The following is a 16,657-nucleotide window of genomic DNA, read 5'->3' as shown; positions in this document are numbered from 1 at the left end:
GGTTGATCCGGGGTTTTTTGTGCCTGCTCGCCAAGCTCTTAAACAGCTTGTTTATGGCGGCCTACAGAAAAGTTTTAGTGTGTGTAATTTCCCACAAGTCCGTCTTACATCCCGTCGCAAAATTCGCCCTGTTTTTGAACGCAAGGTTTATTCAAACCGCTCTAGCCCGGCCGTAGACTCGTGTTTATGAGAAAGAACACTAGCGGTCCAAGATTCAAGGCACTCCTGGAAGCTGCGAACATCTCGACGACGGGTTTCGCAAAGTTCTGGGGCACGGAAGCCCAAAACGTTCATAACTGGTACACCCGGGGCGTACCGGCGTATCGCATGGAAGAGGTCGCTCGCCTGCTGTCCGTCAACAGCCAATGGCTGAAGACCGGCGAAGGCCCGAAGGAGGCCCCGCACCTGCATGCAGCCGGTACCACGCTGGATGCCCAAGCGATCCAGGGTGTCTATACGGTGATCGAATCCAGCGACATCGAACTGCCCCTCTACAAGGAAACACCGACCGCCCCCGGCTCCGGCAAGACCCACGTCATCAAGGACCCGGAACAAACCATCCGCCTGCCCCGCAGCCACCTCGAAGCCCTGGAAATCCGCCCCACCGACGCCATCTGCACACACATGATCGGCAACAGCATGGCCGAGAAAATCGAAGACGGCTCCACCCTCGCCATCGACCGAGGCCTGACCCAAGTGGTGGACGGCGAAATCTACGCCATCGAACACGACGGCATGCTGCGCATCAAATACCTGCACCGCATGCCCGGCAACGCCTTGCGCCTGCGCAGCCACAACAGCGCCGAATACCCGGACGAGATCTTCCGGGCCTCGCAGATCGAAGAGCAGAGGATTCATGTGCTGGGGTGGGTGTTCTGGTGGTCGACGCTGGGCAAGCGGCGGCCGGTGGTGCCGTTTCTCTGATCTTGCGGGAGTCAGACTGCTAGTGATGAGGCCCGGATAGTCGGTACAAATACGTTTTTTTGCCGGATAGAACGCTCTATCCCGCACTTCGCACTGGGAATCCCCAACAAAACTCAGTATCCTGCGCCCCACATTCGCGCATCGACCCGCCAAGCGGCCCAGATGACGCCTGACGCGGCAGACCACTGTCTGACCAAGTCCCACAGCCGGACGCAAGATCCGGATGTACGTTTTGAAGGCTGGCGCGGTTTACCAAAAATAAACCAAGCCAGTCCCCGAGAAGCCGGCCACAAGCCGGCTTTTTAATGCCTGTTGGAAAAGTGATTTTCGAGAGGCGTTCAGCCAATTGCTGATCAACACCAAATTGTGCGGCAGGTACTTGCACAATTGTTCAGTGAAAAAGCGCTTGGCAACTTCGATGCTTAATACACTGCAAGGACGTTCAAGATTGTTCCCATCTACCCTGAATTCACGCCTGAAATCCGTCGGACTGGTTTCGACCATATGCCTCAGCCTGACAGCTTGCGTGGGAGTAGGCATCTCCCTCCCGGAAAAAGTCACACTGAAAACCGACGCCTACAGAGCGCAAAGTTACCGCTCATTCACCCCGCAGATCACCCGAACAGCAAGATCAACTCCCACCCGCGAATGGTGCGGGATCACTATCTGGGCGCTGGTGATCCCGGTGCCGTTGAAACTGCCGGTGTGCAATTCGTACGACGAGCAATCTTTTGGCAGCGACGAATTCGGCAAGGAAGTCGTTCTGCTCAACACGCAACAAACCGTCCCCTCCCCGCTCTACGCCTGCGGCCCACTCATGGTGCTGGGGCCAATCGTTCACGGTTACGAAGGCAATGCCCTGTGCGGTGTTTTTCCTAAATGAACAGATGATTCACGGATAACTGAACGACTTCACCAACGTCAATTCCCCCACCGCCCGCATCGGCACGATGAAAGTCTCCATCTTCTCGCTAGGCGTCCCCTCCTCCGTAATCACCGTCACCTGCGCGGTGGTCAACGGCTGCACCGCCTCTTCCCCTCCCTCATCATCCCCGCGATAGCCACCACCAAAGTAGTTCACATACACCAGATACTGCCCCTTGATCGGCGCCGGCATGGCGAAGATTTCCGGGCCGTAACCGGTGGTCACGTCGACATCCAGAGCAGCGCCATTGGGGGCAACGCGGTCGCCATACCAGATGTGCGCGCCATCAGGCGTGACCAAGTGCAGGTCGAGGTCAGTGCCATCGCTGTCCCACGCCAGCAACACCCGCAACTTGGCTGGAGTAGCGCCGCCACTGGTGTTGAGGAACTGCGTGCGGTGCCGTTGCTGACCATCCGGGCTGCGGACCTCGACGCTGTTGCTGCCGTTGGGAAACGAGAACGGGCGGTCGAAGCGGCCGCTGTCGTCGATTTTCAGCGGCATGCTGACGCCATTGACGATCAGGCGTCCGGGCTCTTTGTTTTTCGGTGTGGCTTTGATTTCGCCGCTGATTCGGGCGGTGTTGGCCTGGCCGATCGGGGTGTTCACCGAGGAGGCCGGGTAGTTGACGGTCTGGCGAAAGCTTTCGCCCTCGCCTTCGGGCGCGCCGCTGCGCCAGCCGCCGACCGGGGTGTCGAGTTTGACGCCGTCAGCGGCGTTCACCGACGAAACAGCGGCAACTACGCAGAGCAACAGCAAGACCTGTGGATAACGGAGTGTCATGGTCTATTCCAGCAAAAGGTGACGGGCGAGCCCTTCGATATAGGTTTCATCCTGGCCGTTGGGGTGTGCTTCAAAGGCCAGGTGCAGGTATTCGTGAGTCAGGTCGAGGCGGTCCTGCAAGGACAACACGCCGCGCACATAGATGCGCTGGCGTTCGCGGTCGACGAAGGGGCGGCCGAAGGCGAGTTTGCAGACGGCGAACGTGCTGACTTCGTTGTAGCCGGTTTCGCTTTCCAGCCTGGGACGCCAGCCACGCCGCTGTTTTTGCAGCCAGTCCTGCGCGGCGGGCAGTGCTTCGCAGGACGCCACCGGGTTGTCCCAGCGGCTGAGGCTGGCGCGCGGATAGGCGTGCAGCAGAATCGCGTCGTAACGCTGGCCGGCATTGGCTTGCTCGACGGCTTGTTGCCAGGCCAGTTTGTCCGGGCCGGGTTGATCGGAGTGATAGGTGACGGTGCTGCCGGCCAACACCAGATCCGCCGTCCATGCGGCGATGTTACGGGATTCGACGGAAGCAGGACGCGGGGCGACACGTTGGCGTGTACTGCTGTCGTCGATGCTCAAACATTCGCCGTTACGTGTGGCGTTCTGCAGCAGATACGTGCGGATTGCCACGGCCAAGGCTTTGGCGGCTTCGGCGGGTTCGGGTTTGGCTTCACGCTCCAGCACACGGGCGACGTATTCTTCGCGATCCAGTCGTGCCACAAGCTTGTCGTTGAGCAGAAACAGTTCGCCGTCGCTGTGGATATCCAGCGCATTGCCGTTGGCGAATTCGACGCGGTAATCACCCTGCAACGGGCCTGAGGTCACCGCTCGATTACCGGCCAAAACCCGCGAAACCGGATATCGCGAGAACAGTCCGACTTCGACACAACGCCCTGCTTCCGCCGGCCATGACGTGGGCAACACCGTCGCCAACGCCGAACCGTAACGCCGCAAAACCATCTGACTGGTGCCCCGGCCACCCGCCCAGATCGGCGAGCCGTCCGCCGTCCAGCCGGCGAATCCGCCTTGGCGTGATTGCGGGTCCTGATCGCCAAGCCAGCTCCAGGTTTTCACCCGCAAACGCCCGCCGAGTTCACCAACCACATTGCCGTCCGCCGCGTTCAGCACCACGTCGAGCAGCACCCGGCGCATCTGATCCTGAGCCGGCAACCAAGACAAAACCTTCAGCAAGTCAGCCACGGACACCCGAGTAGCCGGCTGCACCGATGGCAGGTCCAGCAACCACGACGGCGCCTGTCGCGCCTGCCAATAGGTTCTCCAATCGCCAGCGGTGATGCCCAGCCGCGCAGGCTCGAAATACAGCCCGCAGGATTTCACCAGCGCCTGATCACGCTCGATCTTGCCGCCAGCGGTGCAGCAATAGACTTCTTCCTTCGACTGCCCGCGACATTCATATGCAGGCTCCCGCGCACCGGTATCCACCAGCCACGCATAAACGAACACCTTCCACAGACTGCCCAGCGGCGTATCCAGCGACGAAGGCATTGGCTCGCGCGCCGTCAATTGCGAGGTATTCAGCGACAGCAGGTCGCCCTTGTAGACCACGCGCAACGGCTCATCCTGCGCCGTCGCCAGCGCAGGAATCACACACATCAGCAGCCAGACCAGCGGCCGGGTCATGTCAATTGACCGTGACCTGACCGAGGGCCGCTTTCGCTTCCCGGGCCTGATGCTGCGGCGCGTAGACCTGAGTGAAACGCACCGGCGGCAGGTTGAACTGGCCCTTCTGCGAGAAGCGCACCAGATGGCGCAGACGCAATTCACCGCTCAACGCATCCACCGGCACCGCGTAGGCCAGTTGGCCCGGTTCGAACCGTGCTTTTTCCAGCGCGGTCGGTTCGGTGCCGTCCTTGCCCTGCAACTTGATGCCCCACGTGGTGCGCTCGACATCGGCGCCCGGCGGCAACGGCACTTCGAGCATGCCGTAGCGCAACGGTTTCGGTGCCTTGCTGGTGAGGATCACTTCGTCCAGGTACAGGCTGTCGCTGGACAGCGGTTTAGTGCCGACCGGCTCCAGTTTGAAGGTGAAGGCTTCGTCACCCGGTACCAGACGCGACAGGCGACGAGTGATGGTCACCGCCATCGGATCGACCGTCGGTTGCTGAGTCTGGAAGCTCAGCGCGGCACGCAACGGACGCTCCTGAGTGCCCGACACCGACAACACGCTCGGCACCGGCGCAGCACCCTGCCACGTCCAATACATCTCGCCGGTCGCGCCGTAGTTTTTCTTCCAGCCTTCGCCCGGTGCCAGCGCGATGGTCGGCGATGCCTGGGCGATGCTGCGTTGCAGCCAGGTCAGCGCCAGCGCACGTTCGAGGGTCGATTGCTGCGGCAACAGGCGTTGCAGCAGCGCGTTCGCACGAGCCTGATCGAACGGTTGCAGCGACAGGTTCAGCGCTTCGGCAAACGGCTGCGAGCTGACGGACAAGCGCTGTTGCGCTGCGCCCAACTGACGATTGAACGCTTCCGGCAAAGCGACTTTCGACTGGGTCGCCAGCGATGCGGTCAAGACCCGCGCCGCCGCCAGACCCAGCGCCGAATCCGGATCGCCCATCACCAGGCTGTCTTCGCCGTCGTCCATCAGGGTTTCGGCATTGCCTTCTCCGGCCTTGGCCAGATCCTCCATCAAACCGCTGAGCAGCGTGTTGACCGGCAGATGCATCTGCTTGGCAAACGACAGAATCAGCGCCCGTTGCAGCAACGGCGTGTTTGGCACTTGCTTGGCGTAGACCTCCAGCACCCGCTGCCAGTGCTCCGGCGGCAAGTTCAGATCCAGCACCTGACTGGCGTTCCAGTCGGCGTAATAGGCGTAAGCGGTGAGGAACGCATCCGGCTCGCCGTCGAAGCCCCACCAGGTGAAGCTCGCCGACGGCCCGGCCATTTGCACCAGGCGCAGACGGCTGTTCTGCATGATCAGGCGCAAGCGGTCGCGGATCTGCGGGCTCGACGCCAGCGACGGATAAGCGATGCTCAGCGGCAGCAAACGGCTGGCGGTCTGTTCGACGCCGCCGTACGGATAGCTGAGCAGATCGTCGAGGGCCGAACGGAACAGCGCTTGCGGGCTGTCATCCAGACGCAGGCGAATGTCGGTGGCGTCTGCCGGCAGGCTCAACGGCGTGTCGCCGCTGGCCACGTCGAGACTCTGGGTCTGCGTCACTTGCCAGCCTTCGCCGGTGGCGGTCAGGCGTACCGCGAGGGCATCGGCGGTTTTGCCGTCCTGCACCAGTTCGGCGGTCCATTCGCCGGTGGCCAATGCGAAGGCCGGCAGCGGCAGGTAGTTGATGCCGTTGCTGAGGGTCACCGGCAGACGCTGTTCGGCGCCGGCGTAATGCGTTACCAGTTCAGCCCTGACCGGTTTCTCGGCCTGGCTAAAGGCGAACACACCGAGTTGCGGCTGATCGCCCTTGCGGAATTTGCTCGGCCCGCTCCACTTCAGGTACAGCGGTTTTTCCGAACGGACGAATTGCTTCTTCTGCCCGACCTGACCGTCGTCGGCAATCGCCCGCGCAGTGATGCGCCAGCGGGTCAGCGAGTCCGGCATCTTGAAGGTGAAGCGAGTCTTGCCGTCGGCGTCGGTCAACAGCTCCGGTTGCCATGCAGCGGTGTCGACATCTTCGCGACGCGGCCGCTCCAGCACTTTCACCCCACGCTCGCTGCGGTTGGCTTTGCCCGGTGCGCCGGGGCTGCCCGGCAACGCCACGTCGTAGCTGATGAACGACAGGCTGGCGCTGGTGCGCACGTTGTTGCGGCGCGGGTGGTAGAAGAACTGGTCGATGGTCGGTGCGACTTCCGGTTGCAACGCATAGACCATTTCATCAACCACGCTGACCGTCAGGTGCGCCGGCACTGCCTTGCCGGTGAACTGCGTGGTCAGATCGACCGTCACGGTATCGCCCGGCTGATAGGTGTCTTTGTCGGTCTTGATCGCCACGTCGATCTGCGGCGCAACAACCTTGATCCCGGCATTCTGGAAGCTGTACTGACCGCCCTTGGTGTAGAGCACCGAGAACGTCAGGTTCGGCGCGAAGTTGTCCTTCACCGGGATGCGTGCGCGGTATTGGGTGTCGCTGAGTTTTTCCAGTTTCAGCCAGTCGCCGCCCTTGGCCAGCAGCGCGGTGGCTTCGACCTTGTCGCGCTCCAGCGACAGCAGTGCATCACTGACTGGTTCGGGGAAGGTGATCAGCGCCAGCGCTTCGTCGCCAGCCTTGTACTCGGGTTTGTCGAGGACGATTTCCACGGTGCCCGGCACAGCCTTGACGCCATCGCCGGTGACCGAATGACCGGTCGCGCCAAGCACTCGGCCGTGCTGATCTTTCAGCGACAGGTTGTAGGTGCCCGGGCGATCAAACGCCACGCTGAAGCCTTTGTCTTTCGCTGCCAGTTTGCCTTCGCCGGTGGTCTGGTCTTCCAGGCGCACCCAGCTGTAGCTGCTTGGCACAACGGCCTGAGCCTGTTGGCTACCGCCCTCGTTGGCGAAGCTGAACGCGACCTTGTCACCGACCGCGCTGAAACGCTGCGGCGCAGTCAGGCGGAAGCTGGCAGCGCCGCGGTCGATGAGGATTTCTTTGGTGGTCTTGACCCGGTACGCCGCGCCATCGCTGGCGAACACGGTGAGCATGTAGCGGCTCGGCTTGTCGGCGGCCGGCAGGTCAAGGGTTGCATTGCCCTTGCTGTCGGTGGTCAGTTCGGTGCTGGTCAGCTCCACCGGGAATTGACCGAGGTATTGCAGCTCGTTGTCGACCATCGACAGTTGCTGAGCGCGCAGGCTCAGGGTCAGTTTGGCGTTGGCCACCGGTTTGCCGTCCGGATAGAGCAGCACCAGGCTGCCTTTCACCGGTTCGCCGGTGCGGTAATCCTGCTTGGCCAGGTTCAGCGAGATTTCGAAATGCGGTTTGATGTACTCGGCTACACGGAACGCGCTGCTGTAGGCCTGATCCTTGTAGTTGAAACGCAGCTCGTAACCACCGGCCACGGCGTTGTCCGGCAACTGGAAACGGCCCTGGGTGCCGGCCTTGGAATCGAGTTTCAGATCGAGGCGCTGCAACTCGGTACCGGTGGCATCGAGCACGCTGACATTGACGTCCGCCGCCCCCGGCAATACCGAGTCCCGCGCATTCTTGAATTCGCGGCCGACGATTTTCAGCGACACCCAATCGCCCGGGCGATACAACGGCCGGTCGGTGAACGCGTAAAGTTTGGTGTCGTAGATTTCGCTGTCGTAATAGAAGTTTTCCGAGACGAATACGCCGCCTTCTTCGTCCTCGCCGATCACGAACGAACGCTCGGGACTGACGTGTTTCAGGCGCAGCAGACCATCGGTGTCGGTGGCGCCGCTGCTCATCACGCCGAGGCCGTCGGTCCACAGCACATTGACCTTCGGCACCGAGTTGCCTTCGTGTTTGCGCGCGGCCCACACCAGCAATTCATCACCGGCAATCTTGCTCACCGCCACGGTGTTGGAAACGAAAACCATGGTGGTCGCGCGGTACTTGCCGATCAGCGCTTCGACCAGATAAAGACCCGGTTTCAGATTGCCCAACGGGATGTAGACGTTGCCCGGCGCGACGCTGACGAACTCGCTGGAAGACCCGGCCAGATTGACGCCGGTCGGCGGCTGGATCGGTTTGGCCTGCCACAGCGGATAACGGAACTGGCTGACCACCGGCAGGCCCGGAATCAGGGCGAATTGCGGTTGCGCGTCATAAGGCGTAGGCGCGGCGATGGCATTGCCCATCTTCAGCTCCGGCACTTCCTCGGTGACTTGCTGACGCGACTCGTAGGAGAACGCACGCTGCATCACCCGACGGGACTTGCGGTACCAGTTGTCCCACAGGTACGCGAGAGTGTTAGACAGGCCTTCGCCCTTGAACTGGCCGTCACTGACCACACGGTGCAGGTTTTTCTGGCGCTTGAGGAAGTCCAGCGGCTTGTCGATCTTGTACACGCGGATGTCGGCGCCGCCGTAGGGTTCCATGCGGAATCGACGGTAGTCGCGACCCGGCGCTTCGAGGCGCACCACTGCCTGTTCGTCGGCGGCGAAACTGCTGTCGGCCAGCAGGAAAAAGCTCTCACCGGAGACCGGCGTATAGCCGCTCGGCTCCACGGTATCTTCAGCATTCACAGCCGAAAACGGCAGGACTGACAGCAACAGAAAAGGCAGTAAACGCAGCATGCGGGCACCGGTCATTGGGAGAGAAAGTTCAGTCGATAGACGCCGATGAAGTTGGGGTTGGCTGCGTCGGGTATCCATCGGGTGTCCTTCCATGTCATGAGTTGCTGCAGGCTTGCCGAACGCATGCCGTTGTCGGTTGGGGTGGTCGTGCCGGTGTGATAGGCGATGTAGCGGCCCATCCAGATCATCAGGTGCTGGTCGTCGCCCTGATCGAAAAACATCAGATCGCCGGGGCGTGCCTGGGACACGTCGCGGCCGATCAGATGGCTGTTGAACTGAATCAGTTTGATCGCGTTGACGTAGGGCCCGACCTTGCCGCCACCCTGCTGCCATTGCTGGGCGAGCTTGCGCTGATCGGCGCTCAGGTCCAGCTCCGGCGGCAGGTAGCGGTTGGACACGCCATTGCTGCGCAGCCATTTGTCGTCGTGGACTTTCAGCGCTTCGTTGGCGGCAAACCGCACCAGGCCGGCGCAATCCTGCTGATACCAACGCGGGCTCGGGCCTTTGCTCAATTGTTCCTGGGCGATGCGCACGAACCAGGCGCGAAAGACCTGGGACTGCTGCGGATCGAGGGCCGGCGCCTCAGCGGCTCGGGCACCGGCGCTGAGCAACAGCGCCAGAAGGCCAAGGCTGCGAATCAAACCAGTCACAGCGCTTTCCACTCCAGCGGCAGCCATTGCCAGTGCCCGTCAGGCTCGCTGCCTTCCGGCAATGTCAGGGCGTATTTGCCCATGCCGCCGAGGGTGCGCAGTTTCGGGATCAGGTAGGTTTGCGCGGCGTTGTAGAACACCGGCTCCATGTCCTGCGGCAGGCTGTCGAGGGTTTCCTGCTGGATCAGTTGCGCCATTGAGTCCGGGCCGAAGTAGATCGGCATCAGCACGTCTTTGGGCAGCACGTCGGCCATCGGCGGGAAGCGTTTGTCGAGGGTGCCGAGGGCCTTGTCGACCAGTTTGTCGTCGAGGGAAAACAGCAGCGTCGAACCGTGGCGCGCCAGGCTGACTTTCATGAACGCACGGCCGGTGATCGCGTCCGGGTTCTCGGCATCCTTGGCCGCGTACGGGCCGAAGTTGGAACTGACTTGACGTTGCCAGAGATGGCTCTGGCCTTCCTGTTTTTCCACCACCGGGAACGCGTGCTCGTCGACCTTGCCTTCATAGGCGCCGACCATCGAATCGAACAGCGTGCCGATATCCGCGTCGAGCTTGCCGTTGTCTTCGTCGTTCAGACTGGCCACCAGCAAGGGCGTGTACAGCCGCGAATCAGCGTACCAGCACAGGCCCGCCGCGCCGGCCACGTGCTCGGTGAGTTTCTGCGCCACCGCTTCTTCGGCGCCGAGTTTCACCAGCAGCGGTTTTTGCGGCTCGGCAGCGACCGGCAGCGTCACGCAGGCACTGGCGCCCAGCGGCATGGCTTGCCAGACCGGTTTGAAATCGAAGTCCGGCTGGTTCTCCAGCTCATCCATGGCGAGATAGCTGTGCCAGCCCTTGTCGTCCATGTCGAAACGCAGGCCGGCGAAGTTCGGGATGAAGCGCTGGTAACCCATGGCCAGGACGCTGGAATTGACCGACAGCCGCTGCTTGGTTTCCGGCGTCTTGGCCGGCAACCCGAACGCTTCGGGGAACAGTTTTTCGCCATTGAGCAACGCCGCCAGCGCCTGCGGCGAAACATGGCCGTATTCCTCGGAAGCACCACTTTCCGGGTCGTAGAATTTGGCCGGATTGGACAGCACCACCAGTTTGTCGCCACGGGAGGCGAACAGCAGGGATTTGCCGGCGTTGTAGGTCAGCTGATACAGCGGCACTTCATCGCCGCCGACTTTCAGGGTGCTGAGCACGCTCAGTTGCGAATCATCCAGGGCGACTTTCGCCAGCGGCTCCAGCACCTTGGCCAGGCCGCCGCGATCCATCACCAGCAGGAAATCTTTCAGCCGACCATCGGCGCCGCGCCACAACGCTACGTCTGCCGGTTGATCGAAGAGCTGCTCGATCAGGCTGTCCTGCAGCTTCAGGTCATGCTCGTAGATGATCCGCCGCAGACTGCCGATCAGCCCGAGGCGGTCGGCGTGGGTTTCGTAATAGAAGACGAAATCCTCGGTCAGCGTGGCCTTGAGGAACGGCACTGTCAGCAGGTCCTTGGGCAACTGGCTCAGGGAGCGGGTTTCCAGCAGCGCGTCCGGGCGGCTCAGGCCAAGTTTGTCACTGGCCAATTCCGCCGGCGGCGCTTTCGGCTTCTGCATCAGCCAACCGAGCCCGCCCGCCACGCCGGCGACAAGGCACAGCCCGACCGCCAGTAACGGCCAGCGCCGGGAAGGTTTGCCGGCAGGTGTTACGGCGGCCGGTGCAGCAGTGTTATCGCTCATCTTTCCAGAACCCGAGTTCATCCGTGGCGGGATGCTTAATAGTTGAAAGTCTTGACCAGCAGCAGATCACCGATGGCCCGCAGGGGCACGATGAACGTTTCGCGTTTTTCGTCGACGGTGTTTTCGTTGAGCACCAGCGTGATCTGCGAGGTGATCACCTCGTTCTGGTTGCTGGTCTCCTCGAAGTTATAGCCGCCGTTACCGAAGTTGCCCCAATAGTTGACGTAAACCAGATAGGTGCCGTGCAGCGGCGCGGTCATGGTGAACATTTCCGGGCCGGGGCCGTCGACACCGTCCGGATCGAGGCCGCCGCCGTTGCTCATCGCCGGCCGCGCCCAGAAGGCGTGCTGGCCGTCAGGCGTAATGACGTGCAGGTCGAGTTCGGCTTTAGGGTCGTCCCAACCGAGCACCACGCGGATCCGCGCCGGCGTGCGCAGGTTGTTGGCTTCGTAGAATTGAACGCGCTTGAGCGACTGGCCGTCGGCGCTGATCACTTCGACGCTGTTGGAACCGGCGCCAAACGCATACGGCCGGGCGAAACGGCCCTGGTCGTCGGTGTACAGATTCAGGGGATTGCCATTCACCGCCAGGCTGTGGGGCGGACGCAGATGCCCGATGGCCTTGAGCTGGCCTTCGATCATCGTGCGATTGCGCTGGATGCCGCGATCGATGGGCGGCGTGGGATAGGCGACTTGCGGGTTTTCCGTGCGATCGAGCAGCCCGTGATAGCGCCAGCCGCCCACCGGCTCCGACAGCTCCGCACTCGGCGCCGCCAGCAGCGCGGGCGCGCAGGCCAACCCGATCAGCAGCAAAAGAAGTGAACGCATGTGATGCCTCCTGCCATGCCTGAACGAAACCTTGCACCCGATCCTCGGTACTTCACAGCGGTGAAAACTGCGTTTCGTCTGAAAGACCCGTGACTGTCGGGTCGTAGAAGGCGCGAAGGTTAGCGATTCGGCAGTTTTTTAACAATCGGATACATCTTGAAATGCGGTAGTAATCACGGCAACCAGTGGACGATGAGCCGAATAGGCGTCATATTCGGCTCACGAAATGAGCCGAATAGCACTTCTATTCGGCTCACGCACTCAGGAACGGCATTTCATGGCAACTCACTGGATCTGGCAGCAACCCGATTGGCCCGACTTCAACTGGCAGGCGGAACGCCTGACACCGTTGTTGCGCCAATGTGTTCAGGCACAAGGTCAATTGATGGGCATGGCGGGATCGGTGAGCCATTCACTGAGCGCGCAGACAGAGCTGGACGCTTTGCTGCAAAACATCGTGACCTCCTCGGCCATCGAGGGTGAGCAGTTGAATGTCGGATCCGTGCGATCTTCGCTGGCACGGCGCCTGGGGTTGGAATTACCCGATGGCGACAAAGTCAGTCAACGCAGCGAGGGGCTGGCGCAGCTCATGCTTGATGCGACCCGGCGCTTCGCCGAACCGCTGACGCTGGAGCGTCTGCTGGAATGGCATTCGTGGCTGTTTCCAGAACAGGAAAACGGATTCTTCGCGCGCGCGATCAATGTCGGCGCTTTACGCGGCGATGAGCCGATGCAGGTGGTTTCCGGGCGAATCGACCGCCCGACCGTGCACTTCGAGGCGCCACCGCGACAAGGGCTTGAGCGACAACTCGACAGTTTTCTCAAATGGTTCGACGCCAGTCAGCATCAGGCAGGCCTCGATCCTTTGCTGCGAGCAGGCATCGCGCATTTCTGGTTCGTTACCTTGCACCCGTTCGATGACGGCAACGGGCGCCTGACTCGCACCCTCACCGATCTGGCATTGGCTCAAGGCGAAGCGCAGGCGATTCGTTTTTATGCGATGTCCGCCAGCATTCTCGACGACCGCGCGGGCTATTACCGGATTCTCGAATCGAGCCAGAAAGCCACGCTGGACATCACAGACTGGCTCGCATGGTTCCTGCAAACCCTGCTGCGCAGTCTGCAACAGGCCATCGCGCGGATTGAAAGTGTGTTGGGAAAATCACGCTTCTGGCAGGCGCACCGGGAATCCGGGCTGTCGGCGGAGCAGATCAAAGTGCTCAATCGTCTGCTCGACGGTGGTGAGCGCGGTTTCGAGCACGGTATCAGCGCAGCGCAATACCAGAGTGTGGCCAAGGTCTCCAAAGCCACGGCCACCCGACATCTGGCGGAACTGCTGGAAAAGGGCTGCCTGCAACGTCTTCCGGGCGGCGGACGCAGCACTCGGTATCAGATTCAATATCCTGGCGAATTGACCGACTGACACCCTTGTCCGTCGACCCGCTCATTTGCCCATACCCCCCCTATCTGCTAGTGTCGCGCCGGTTTAACGTCAACCGGAATTAGCCGCCATGGCCCGCAAAAAAGCTGCACTGGATTTCGAACAGTCCCTCGCCGACCTGCAAACGCTGGTGGAGCGTCTGGAGAACGGTGATTTGTCGCTGGAAGACTCGCTGACCGCTTTCGAGCAGGGCATCGGCCTGACCCGTGACTGCCAGGCGGCGCTGGCCCAGGCCGAGCAGAAGGTCCAGGTGTTGCTGGAGCGCGATGGCGAACTCGCCGAGGAACCCTTCGACGCGGATCAGCCAGAATGATTGCAGCGTATTCGGCCACCAGCCAGGCACGGGTCAATGCGGCACTGGAAACCCTGTTCAACGCCCCGCTGCCAGAACTGGCGCGCCTTTATGAAGCCATGCGCTACAGCGTGATGAACGGCGGCAAACGCGTGCGTCCGCTGCTGGCCTACGCCGCATGCGAAGCCCTTGGCGGCAAGGCCGAACAGGCCAACGGCGCGGCGTGTGCGGTTGAGCTGATCCACGCGTATTCGCTGGTGCACGACGATTTGCCGGCGATGGACGACGACGATCTGCGTCGCGGCCAGCCAACCACGCACAAGAAATTCGACGAAGCCTGCGCAATCCTCGCCGGTGACGGCTTGCAGAGTCTGGCGTTCAGCGCCCTGCTCGATCCGCGTCTGAGCGATCTGAGCGCGGACATCCGCCTGCAACAGGTCACGGCGCTGGCGCACGCGGCGGGCCCGGCGGGCATGGTCGGCGGTCAGGCCATCGACCTCGGTTCGGTCGGCCTCAAGCTCGACCAGAAAGCGCTGGAACAGATGCATCGGCACAAGACCGGCGCGCTGATCGAAGTCAGCGTCAAGATCGGCGCCTTGGCCAGCGGCCGTGCCGAGAAGGATGAACTCAAGTCCCTGCAGACTTATGCACAGGCCATCGGCCTGGCATTCCAGGTCCAGGACGACATCCTCGACGTCGAAAGCGATACCGAAACCCTCGGCAAACGCCAGGGCGCCGACATTGCCCGTGACAAGCCAACTTACCCGGCCCTGCTCGGCCTCGACGCCGCCAAGGCCTATGCGCTGGAACTGCGCGATCAGGCCCTGCATGCGCTGCGACCGTTTGACGCGGCTGCCGAGCCGTTGCGCGATCTGGCCCGGTATATCGTCGATCGGCGTAACTGACGGCTAATCAGCCAAAAAAGACCAACGCGTGGGCAGGGGGCGATGCATCAGGTAAACTGCCGCATCTTTTATACCTATAACGATTCGCCTGATGCCCACGACGTTTCATGAGATTCCCCGCAAGCGCCCGACCACGCCCCTGCTCGACCGCGCTAACACGCCGGACGGCCTGCGCCGGTTAGGCGAAGCCGAGCTGGAAACCCTGGCTGATGAGTTGCGCCTGGAATTGCTCTACACGGTCGGCCAGACCGGTGGGCACTTCGGTGCCGGCCTGGGCGTCATCGAGCTGACCATCGCGTTGCATTACGTCTTCGACACCCCGGACGACCGGTTGGTGTGGGACGTCGGTCATCAGGCCTATCCGCACAAGATCCTCACCGGTCGTCGCGAGCGCATGGAAACCCTGCGCCAGAAGGACGGCATCGCTGCCTTCCCGCGCCGCTCCGAGAGCGAGTACGACACCTTCGGCGTCGGCCACTCCAGCACCTCGATCAGTGCCGCGCTGGGCATGGCCATCGCCGCCCGCCTGCAGAACAGCGATCGCAAGGCGATTGCGGTGATCGGCGACGGCGCGCTGACCGCCGGCATGGCGTTCGAGGCGCTGAACCACGCGCCTGAAGTCGACGCCAACATGCTGGTGATCCTCAACGACAACGACATGTCGATCTCGCGCAATGTCGGCGGGCTGTCGAACTATCTGGCGAAGATCCTTTCCAGCCGCACCTACGCAAGCATGCGTGAAGGCAGCAAGAAAGTGCTGTCGCGCCTGCCCGGCGCCTGGGAAATCGCCCGTCGTACCGAAGAATACGCCAAAGGCATGCTGGTCCCCGGCACCCTGTTCGAAGAACTGGGCTGGAACTACATCGGCCCGATCGATGGCCACGACCTGCCGACCCTGATCGCCACCCTGCGCAACATGCGCGATCTGAAAGGCCCGCAGTTCCTGCACATTGTCACCAAGAAGGGCAAAGGCTTCGCCCCGGCGGAAGTCGACCCGATCGGTTACCACGCCATTACCAAACTCGAACCGCTGGACGCCCCGGCCGCTGCGCCGAAAAAGGCCGGCGGGCCGAAGTATTCCGGCGTGTTCGGTGAGTGGCTGTGCGACATGGCCGCTGCCGACCCGCGTCTGGTGGGCATTACCCCGGCGATGAAGGAAGGCTCGGACCTGGTGGCGTTCAGCGAACGCTTCCCGCTGCGCTACTTCGACGTGGCAATTGCCGAGCAACACGCCGTGACCCTCGCCGCCGGCATGGCCTGCGAAGGCGCGAAACCGGTGGTGGCGATCTATTCGACGTTCCTGCAACGCGGTTACGACCAGTTGGTGCATGACGTCGCGGTGCAGAACCTCGACGTGCTGTTCGCCATCGACCGCGCCGGTCTGGTGGGCGAAGACGGCCCGACCCACGCCGGCAGCTTCGACCTGTCGTTCCTGCGCTGCATCCCGGGCATGGTCATCATGACCCCGAGCGATGAAAACGAACTGCGCAAGATGCTCACCACCGGCCACCTGTATAACGGCCCGGCGGCGGTGCGTTACCCGCGCGGTACCGGCCCGAACGCAACCATCGAGAAAGACCTCGAACCGATCGAGATCGGCAAGGGTGTGGTGCGTCGTCAGGGTAGCAAGGTCGCCCTGCTGGTGTTCGGCGTGCAAATGGCTGAAGCCCTGAAAGTCGCCGAAACGCTGGATGCGACCGTAGTCGACATGCGTTTCGTCAAGCCGATGGACGAAGCGCTGGTGCGCGAGATCGCCAACAGCCACGACCTGCTGGTGACCATCGAAGAGAACGCGATCATGGGCGGTGCCGGTGGCGCGGTCAGCGAGTTCCTCGCCCGCGAGAACATCCTCAAGTCGGTGCTGCACCTGGGCTTGCCGGACGTTTACGTCGAGCACGCCAAGCCGGCGCAGATGCTGGCCGAGTGCGGGCTGGATGAAGTGGGGATCGAAGCGGCGGTGCGGGAGCGCCTGGAGCTGCTTAACAAGTAATCACCATCCCTGTGGGAGCGGGCTTGCCCGCGATGAGGT

12 protein-coding genes are annotated in these 16,657 nt (G+C 62.1%); 6 read left to right on the top strand and 6 right to left on the bottom strand.

What is annotated here, in order from left to right; genetic code table 11:
- Nucleotides 1–186: 186 nt before the first annotated feature.
- Nucleotides 187–924 carry a S24 family peptidase gene (locus ACTJK7_RS19290; protein WP_064382198.1) on the top strand — a complete coding sequence of 246 codons (738 nt, stop codon included), beginning with the start codon at nucleotides 187–189 and terminating at the stop codon, nucleotides 922–924.
- 346 nt (nucleotides 925–1,270) lie between these two features.
- Nucleotides 1,271–1,807 carry a hypothetical protein gene (locus tag ACTJK7_RS19285; RefSeq protein WP_323150528.1) on the top strand — a complete coding sequence of 179 codons (537 nt, stop codon included), beginning with the start codon at nucleotides 1,271–1,273 and terminating at the stop codon, nucleotides 1,805–1,807.
- A 9-nt stretch (nucleotides 1,808–1,816) separates the two neighbouring features.
- Here the strand turns inward: ACTJK7_RS19285 and ACTJK7_RS19280 are convergent, their stop codons facing one another.
- From ACTJK7_RS19280 to ACTJK7_RS19255, 6 genes are read right to left on the bottom strand one after another with little or no spacing between them, the layout of a single operon-like run.
- A complete protein-coding gene (locus ACTJK7_RS19280) occupies nucleotides 1,817–2,629 on the bottom strand; it encodes a YfaP family protein (protein ID WP_108563349.1) in 813 nt (270 codons plus the stop codon).
- A gap of 3 nt (nucleotides 2,630–2,632) precedes the next feature.
- On the bottom strand, nucleotides 2,633–4,252 hold the full coding sequence (locus ACTJK7_RS19275) for a DUF2300 domain-containing protein (RefSeq protein ID WP_108563350.1): 1,620 nt from the start codon (nucleotides 4,250–4,252) through the stop codon (nucleotides 2,633–2,635).
- Nucleotide 4,253: 1 nt separating this feature from the next.
- On the bottom strand, nucleotides 4,254–8,819 hold the full coding sequence (locus ACTJK7_RS19270) for an alpha-2-macroglobulin family protein (RefSeq protein WP_323150527.1): 4,566 nt from the start codon (nucleotides 8,817–8,819) through the stop codon (nucleotides 4,254–4,256).
- On the bottom strand, nucleotides 8,816–9,481 hold the full coding sequence (locus ACTJK7_RS19265; protein WP_108563352.1) for a DUF1175 domain-containing protein: 666 nt from the start codon (nucleotides 9,479–9,481) through the stop codon (nucleotides 8,816–8,818). Before ACTJK7_RS19265 ends, ACTJK7_RS19270 begins: the two co-directional genes overlap by 4 nt.
- The gene (locus ACTJK7_RS19260; protein ID WP_440780316.1) at nucleotides 9,451–11,163 is read right to left on the bottom strand and encodes a DUF2138 domain-containing protein; all 1,713 of its coding nucleotides are present in this window, start codon (nucleotides 11,161–11,163) and stop codon (nucleotides 9,451–9,453) included. The genes ACTJK7_RS19265 and ACTJK7_RS19260 overlap by 31 nt, the downstream gene beginning before the upstream one ends.
- A gap of 35 nt (nucleotides 11,164–11,198) precedes the next feature.
- Entirely contained in the window at nucleotides 11,199–11,990 is a 792-nt protein-coding gene (locus tag ACTJK7_RS19255; RefSeq protein WP_102716662.1) for a YfaP family protein, read from the bottom strand.
- A 277-nt stretch (nucleotides 11,991–12,267) separates the two neighbouring features.
- Between ACTJK7_RS19255 and ACTJK7_RS19250 the strand changes: the two genes are divergently transcribed.
- From ACTJK7_RS19250 to dxs, 4 genes are all read left to right on the top strand, one after another.
- Complete coding sequence (locus ACTJK7_RS19250; protein ID WP_108563354.1) at nucleotides 12,268–13,413, top strand: Fic family protein; 1,146 nt, start codon at nucleotides 12,268–12,270, stop codon at nucleotides 13,411–13,413.
- Between the two features lie 88 nt (nucleotides 13,414–13,501).
- Nucleotides 13,502–13,744: an exodeoxyribonuclease VII small subunit gene (locus tag ACTJK7_RS19245; RefSeq protein ID WP_323150525.1), complete on the top strand. Its 243-nt coding sequence runs from the start codon at nucleotides 13,502–13,504 to the stop codon at nucleotides 13,742–13,744.
- On the top strand, nucleotides 13,741–14,628 hold the full coding sequence (ispA, locus tag ACTJK7_RS19240; RefSeq protein ID WP_064382209.1) for a (2E,6E)-farnesyl diphosphate synthase: 888 nt from the start codon (nucleotides 13,741–13,743) through the stop codon (nucleotides 14,626–14,628). Before ACTJK7_RS19245 ends, ispA begins: the two co-directional genes overlap by 4 nt.
- Before the next feature lie 91 nt (nucleotides 14,629–14,719).
- The gene (gene dxs / locus ACTJK7_RS19235; RefSeq protein ID WP_064382210.1) at nucleotides 14,720–16,618 is read left to right on the top strand and encodes a 1-deoxy-D-xylulose-5-phosphate synthase; all 1,899 of its coding nucleotides are present in this window, start codon (nucleotides 14,720–14,722) and stop codon (nucleotides 16,616–16,618) included.
- Nucleotides 16,619–16,657: the final 39 nt, after the last annotated feature.

Origin of the sequence: Pseudomonas sp. 22085 (genome assembly GCF_052045815.1) — a bacterium.
Taxonomy (GTDB): Bacteria; Pseudomonadota; Gammaproteobacteria; order Pseudomonadales; family Pseudomonadaceae; genus Aquipseudomonas; species Aquipseudomonas glycinae.
The sequence above is the reverse complement of the archived record's forward strand: the minus strand, read 5'-3'. Positions and strand labels throughout refer to the sequence as shown.

Coding starts and splice junctions, on each gene's coding strand:
- dxs (WP_064382210.1), top strand. CDS start 14,720: ATGCCCACGACGTTTCATGAGATTCCCCGCAAGCGCCCGACCACGCCC.
- ACTJK7_RS19265 (WP_108563352.1), bottom strand. CDS start 9,481: ATGGCTGCCGCTGGAGTGGAAAGCGCTGTGACTGGTTTGATTCGCAGC.
- ACTJK7_RS19270 (WP_323150527.1), bottom strand. CDS start 8,819: ATGACCGGTGCCCGCATGCTGCGTTTACTGCCTTTTCTGTTGCTGTCA.
- ACTJK7_RS19275 (WP_108563350.1), bottom strand. CDS start 4,252: ATGACCCGGCCGCTGGTCTGGCTGCTGATGTGTGTGATTCCTGCGCTG.
- ispA (WP_064382209.1), top strand. CDS start 13,741: ATGATTGCAGCGTATTCGGCCACCAGCCAGGCACGGGTCAATGCGGCA.
- ACTJK7_RS19245 (WP_323150525.1), top strand. CDS start 13,502: ATGGCCCGCAAAAAAGCTGCACTGGATTTCGAACAGTCCCTCGCCGAC.
- ACTJK7_RS19290 (WP_064382198.1), top strand. CDS start 187: ATGAGAAAGAACACTAGCGGTCCAAGATTCAAGGCACTCCTGGAAGCT.
- ACTJK7_RS19280 (WP_108563349.1), bottom strand. CDS start 2,629: ATGACACTCCGTTATCCACAGGTCTTGCTGTTGCTCTGCGTAGTTGCC.
- ACTJK7_RS19250 (WP_108563354.1), top strand. CDS start 12,268: ATGGCAACTCACTGGATCTGGCAGCAACCCGATTGGCCCGACTTCAAC.
- ACTJK7_RS19260 (WP_440780316.1), bottom strand. CDS start 11,163: ATGAGCGATAACACTGCTGCACCGGCCGCCGTAACACCTGCCGGCAAA.
- ACTJK7_RS19255 (WP_102716662.1), bottom strand. CDS start 11,990: ATGCGTTCACTTCTTTTGCTGCTGATCGGGTTGGCCTGCGCGCCCGCG.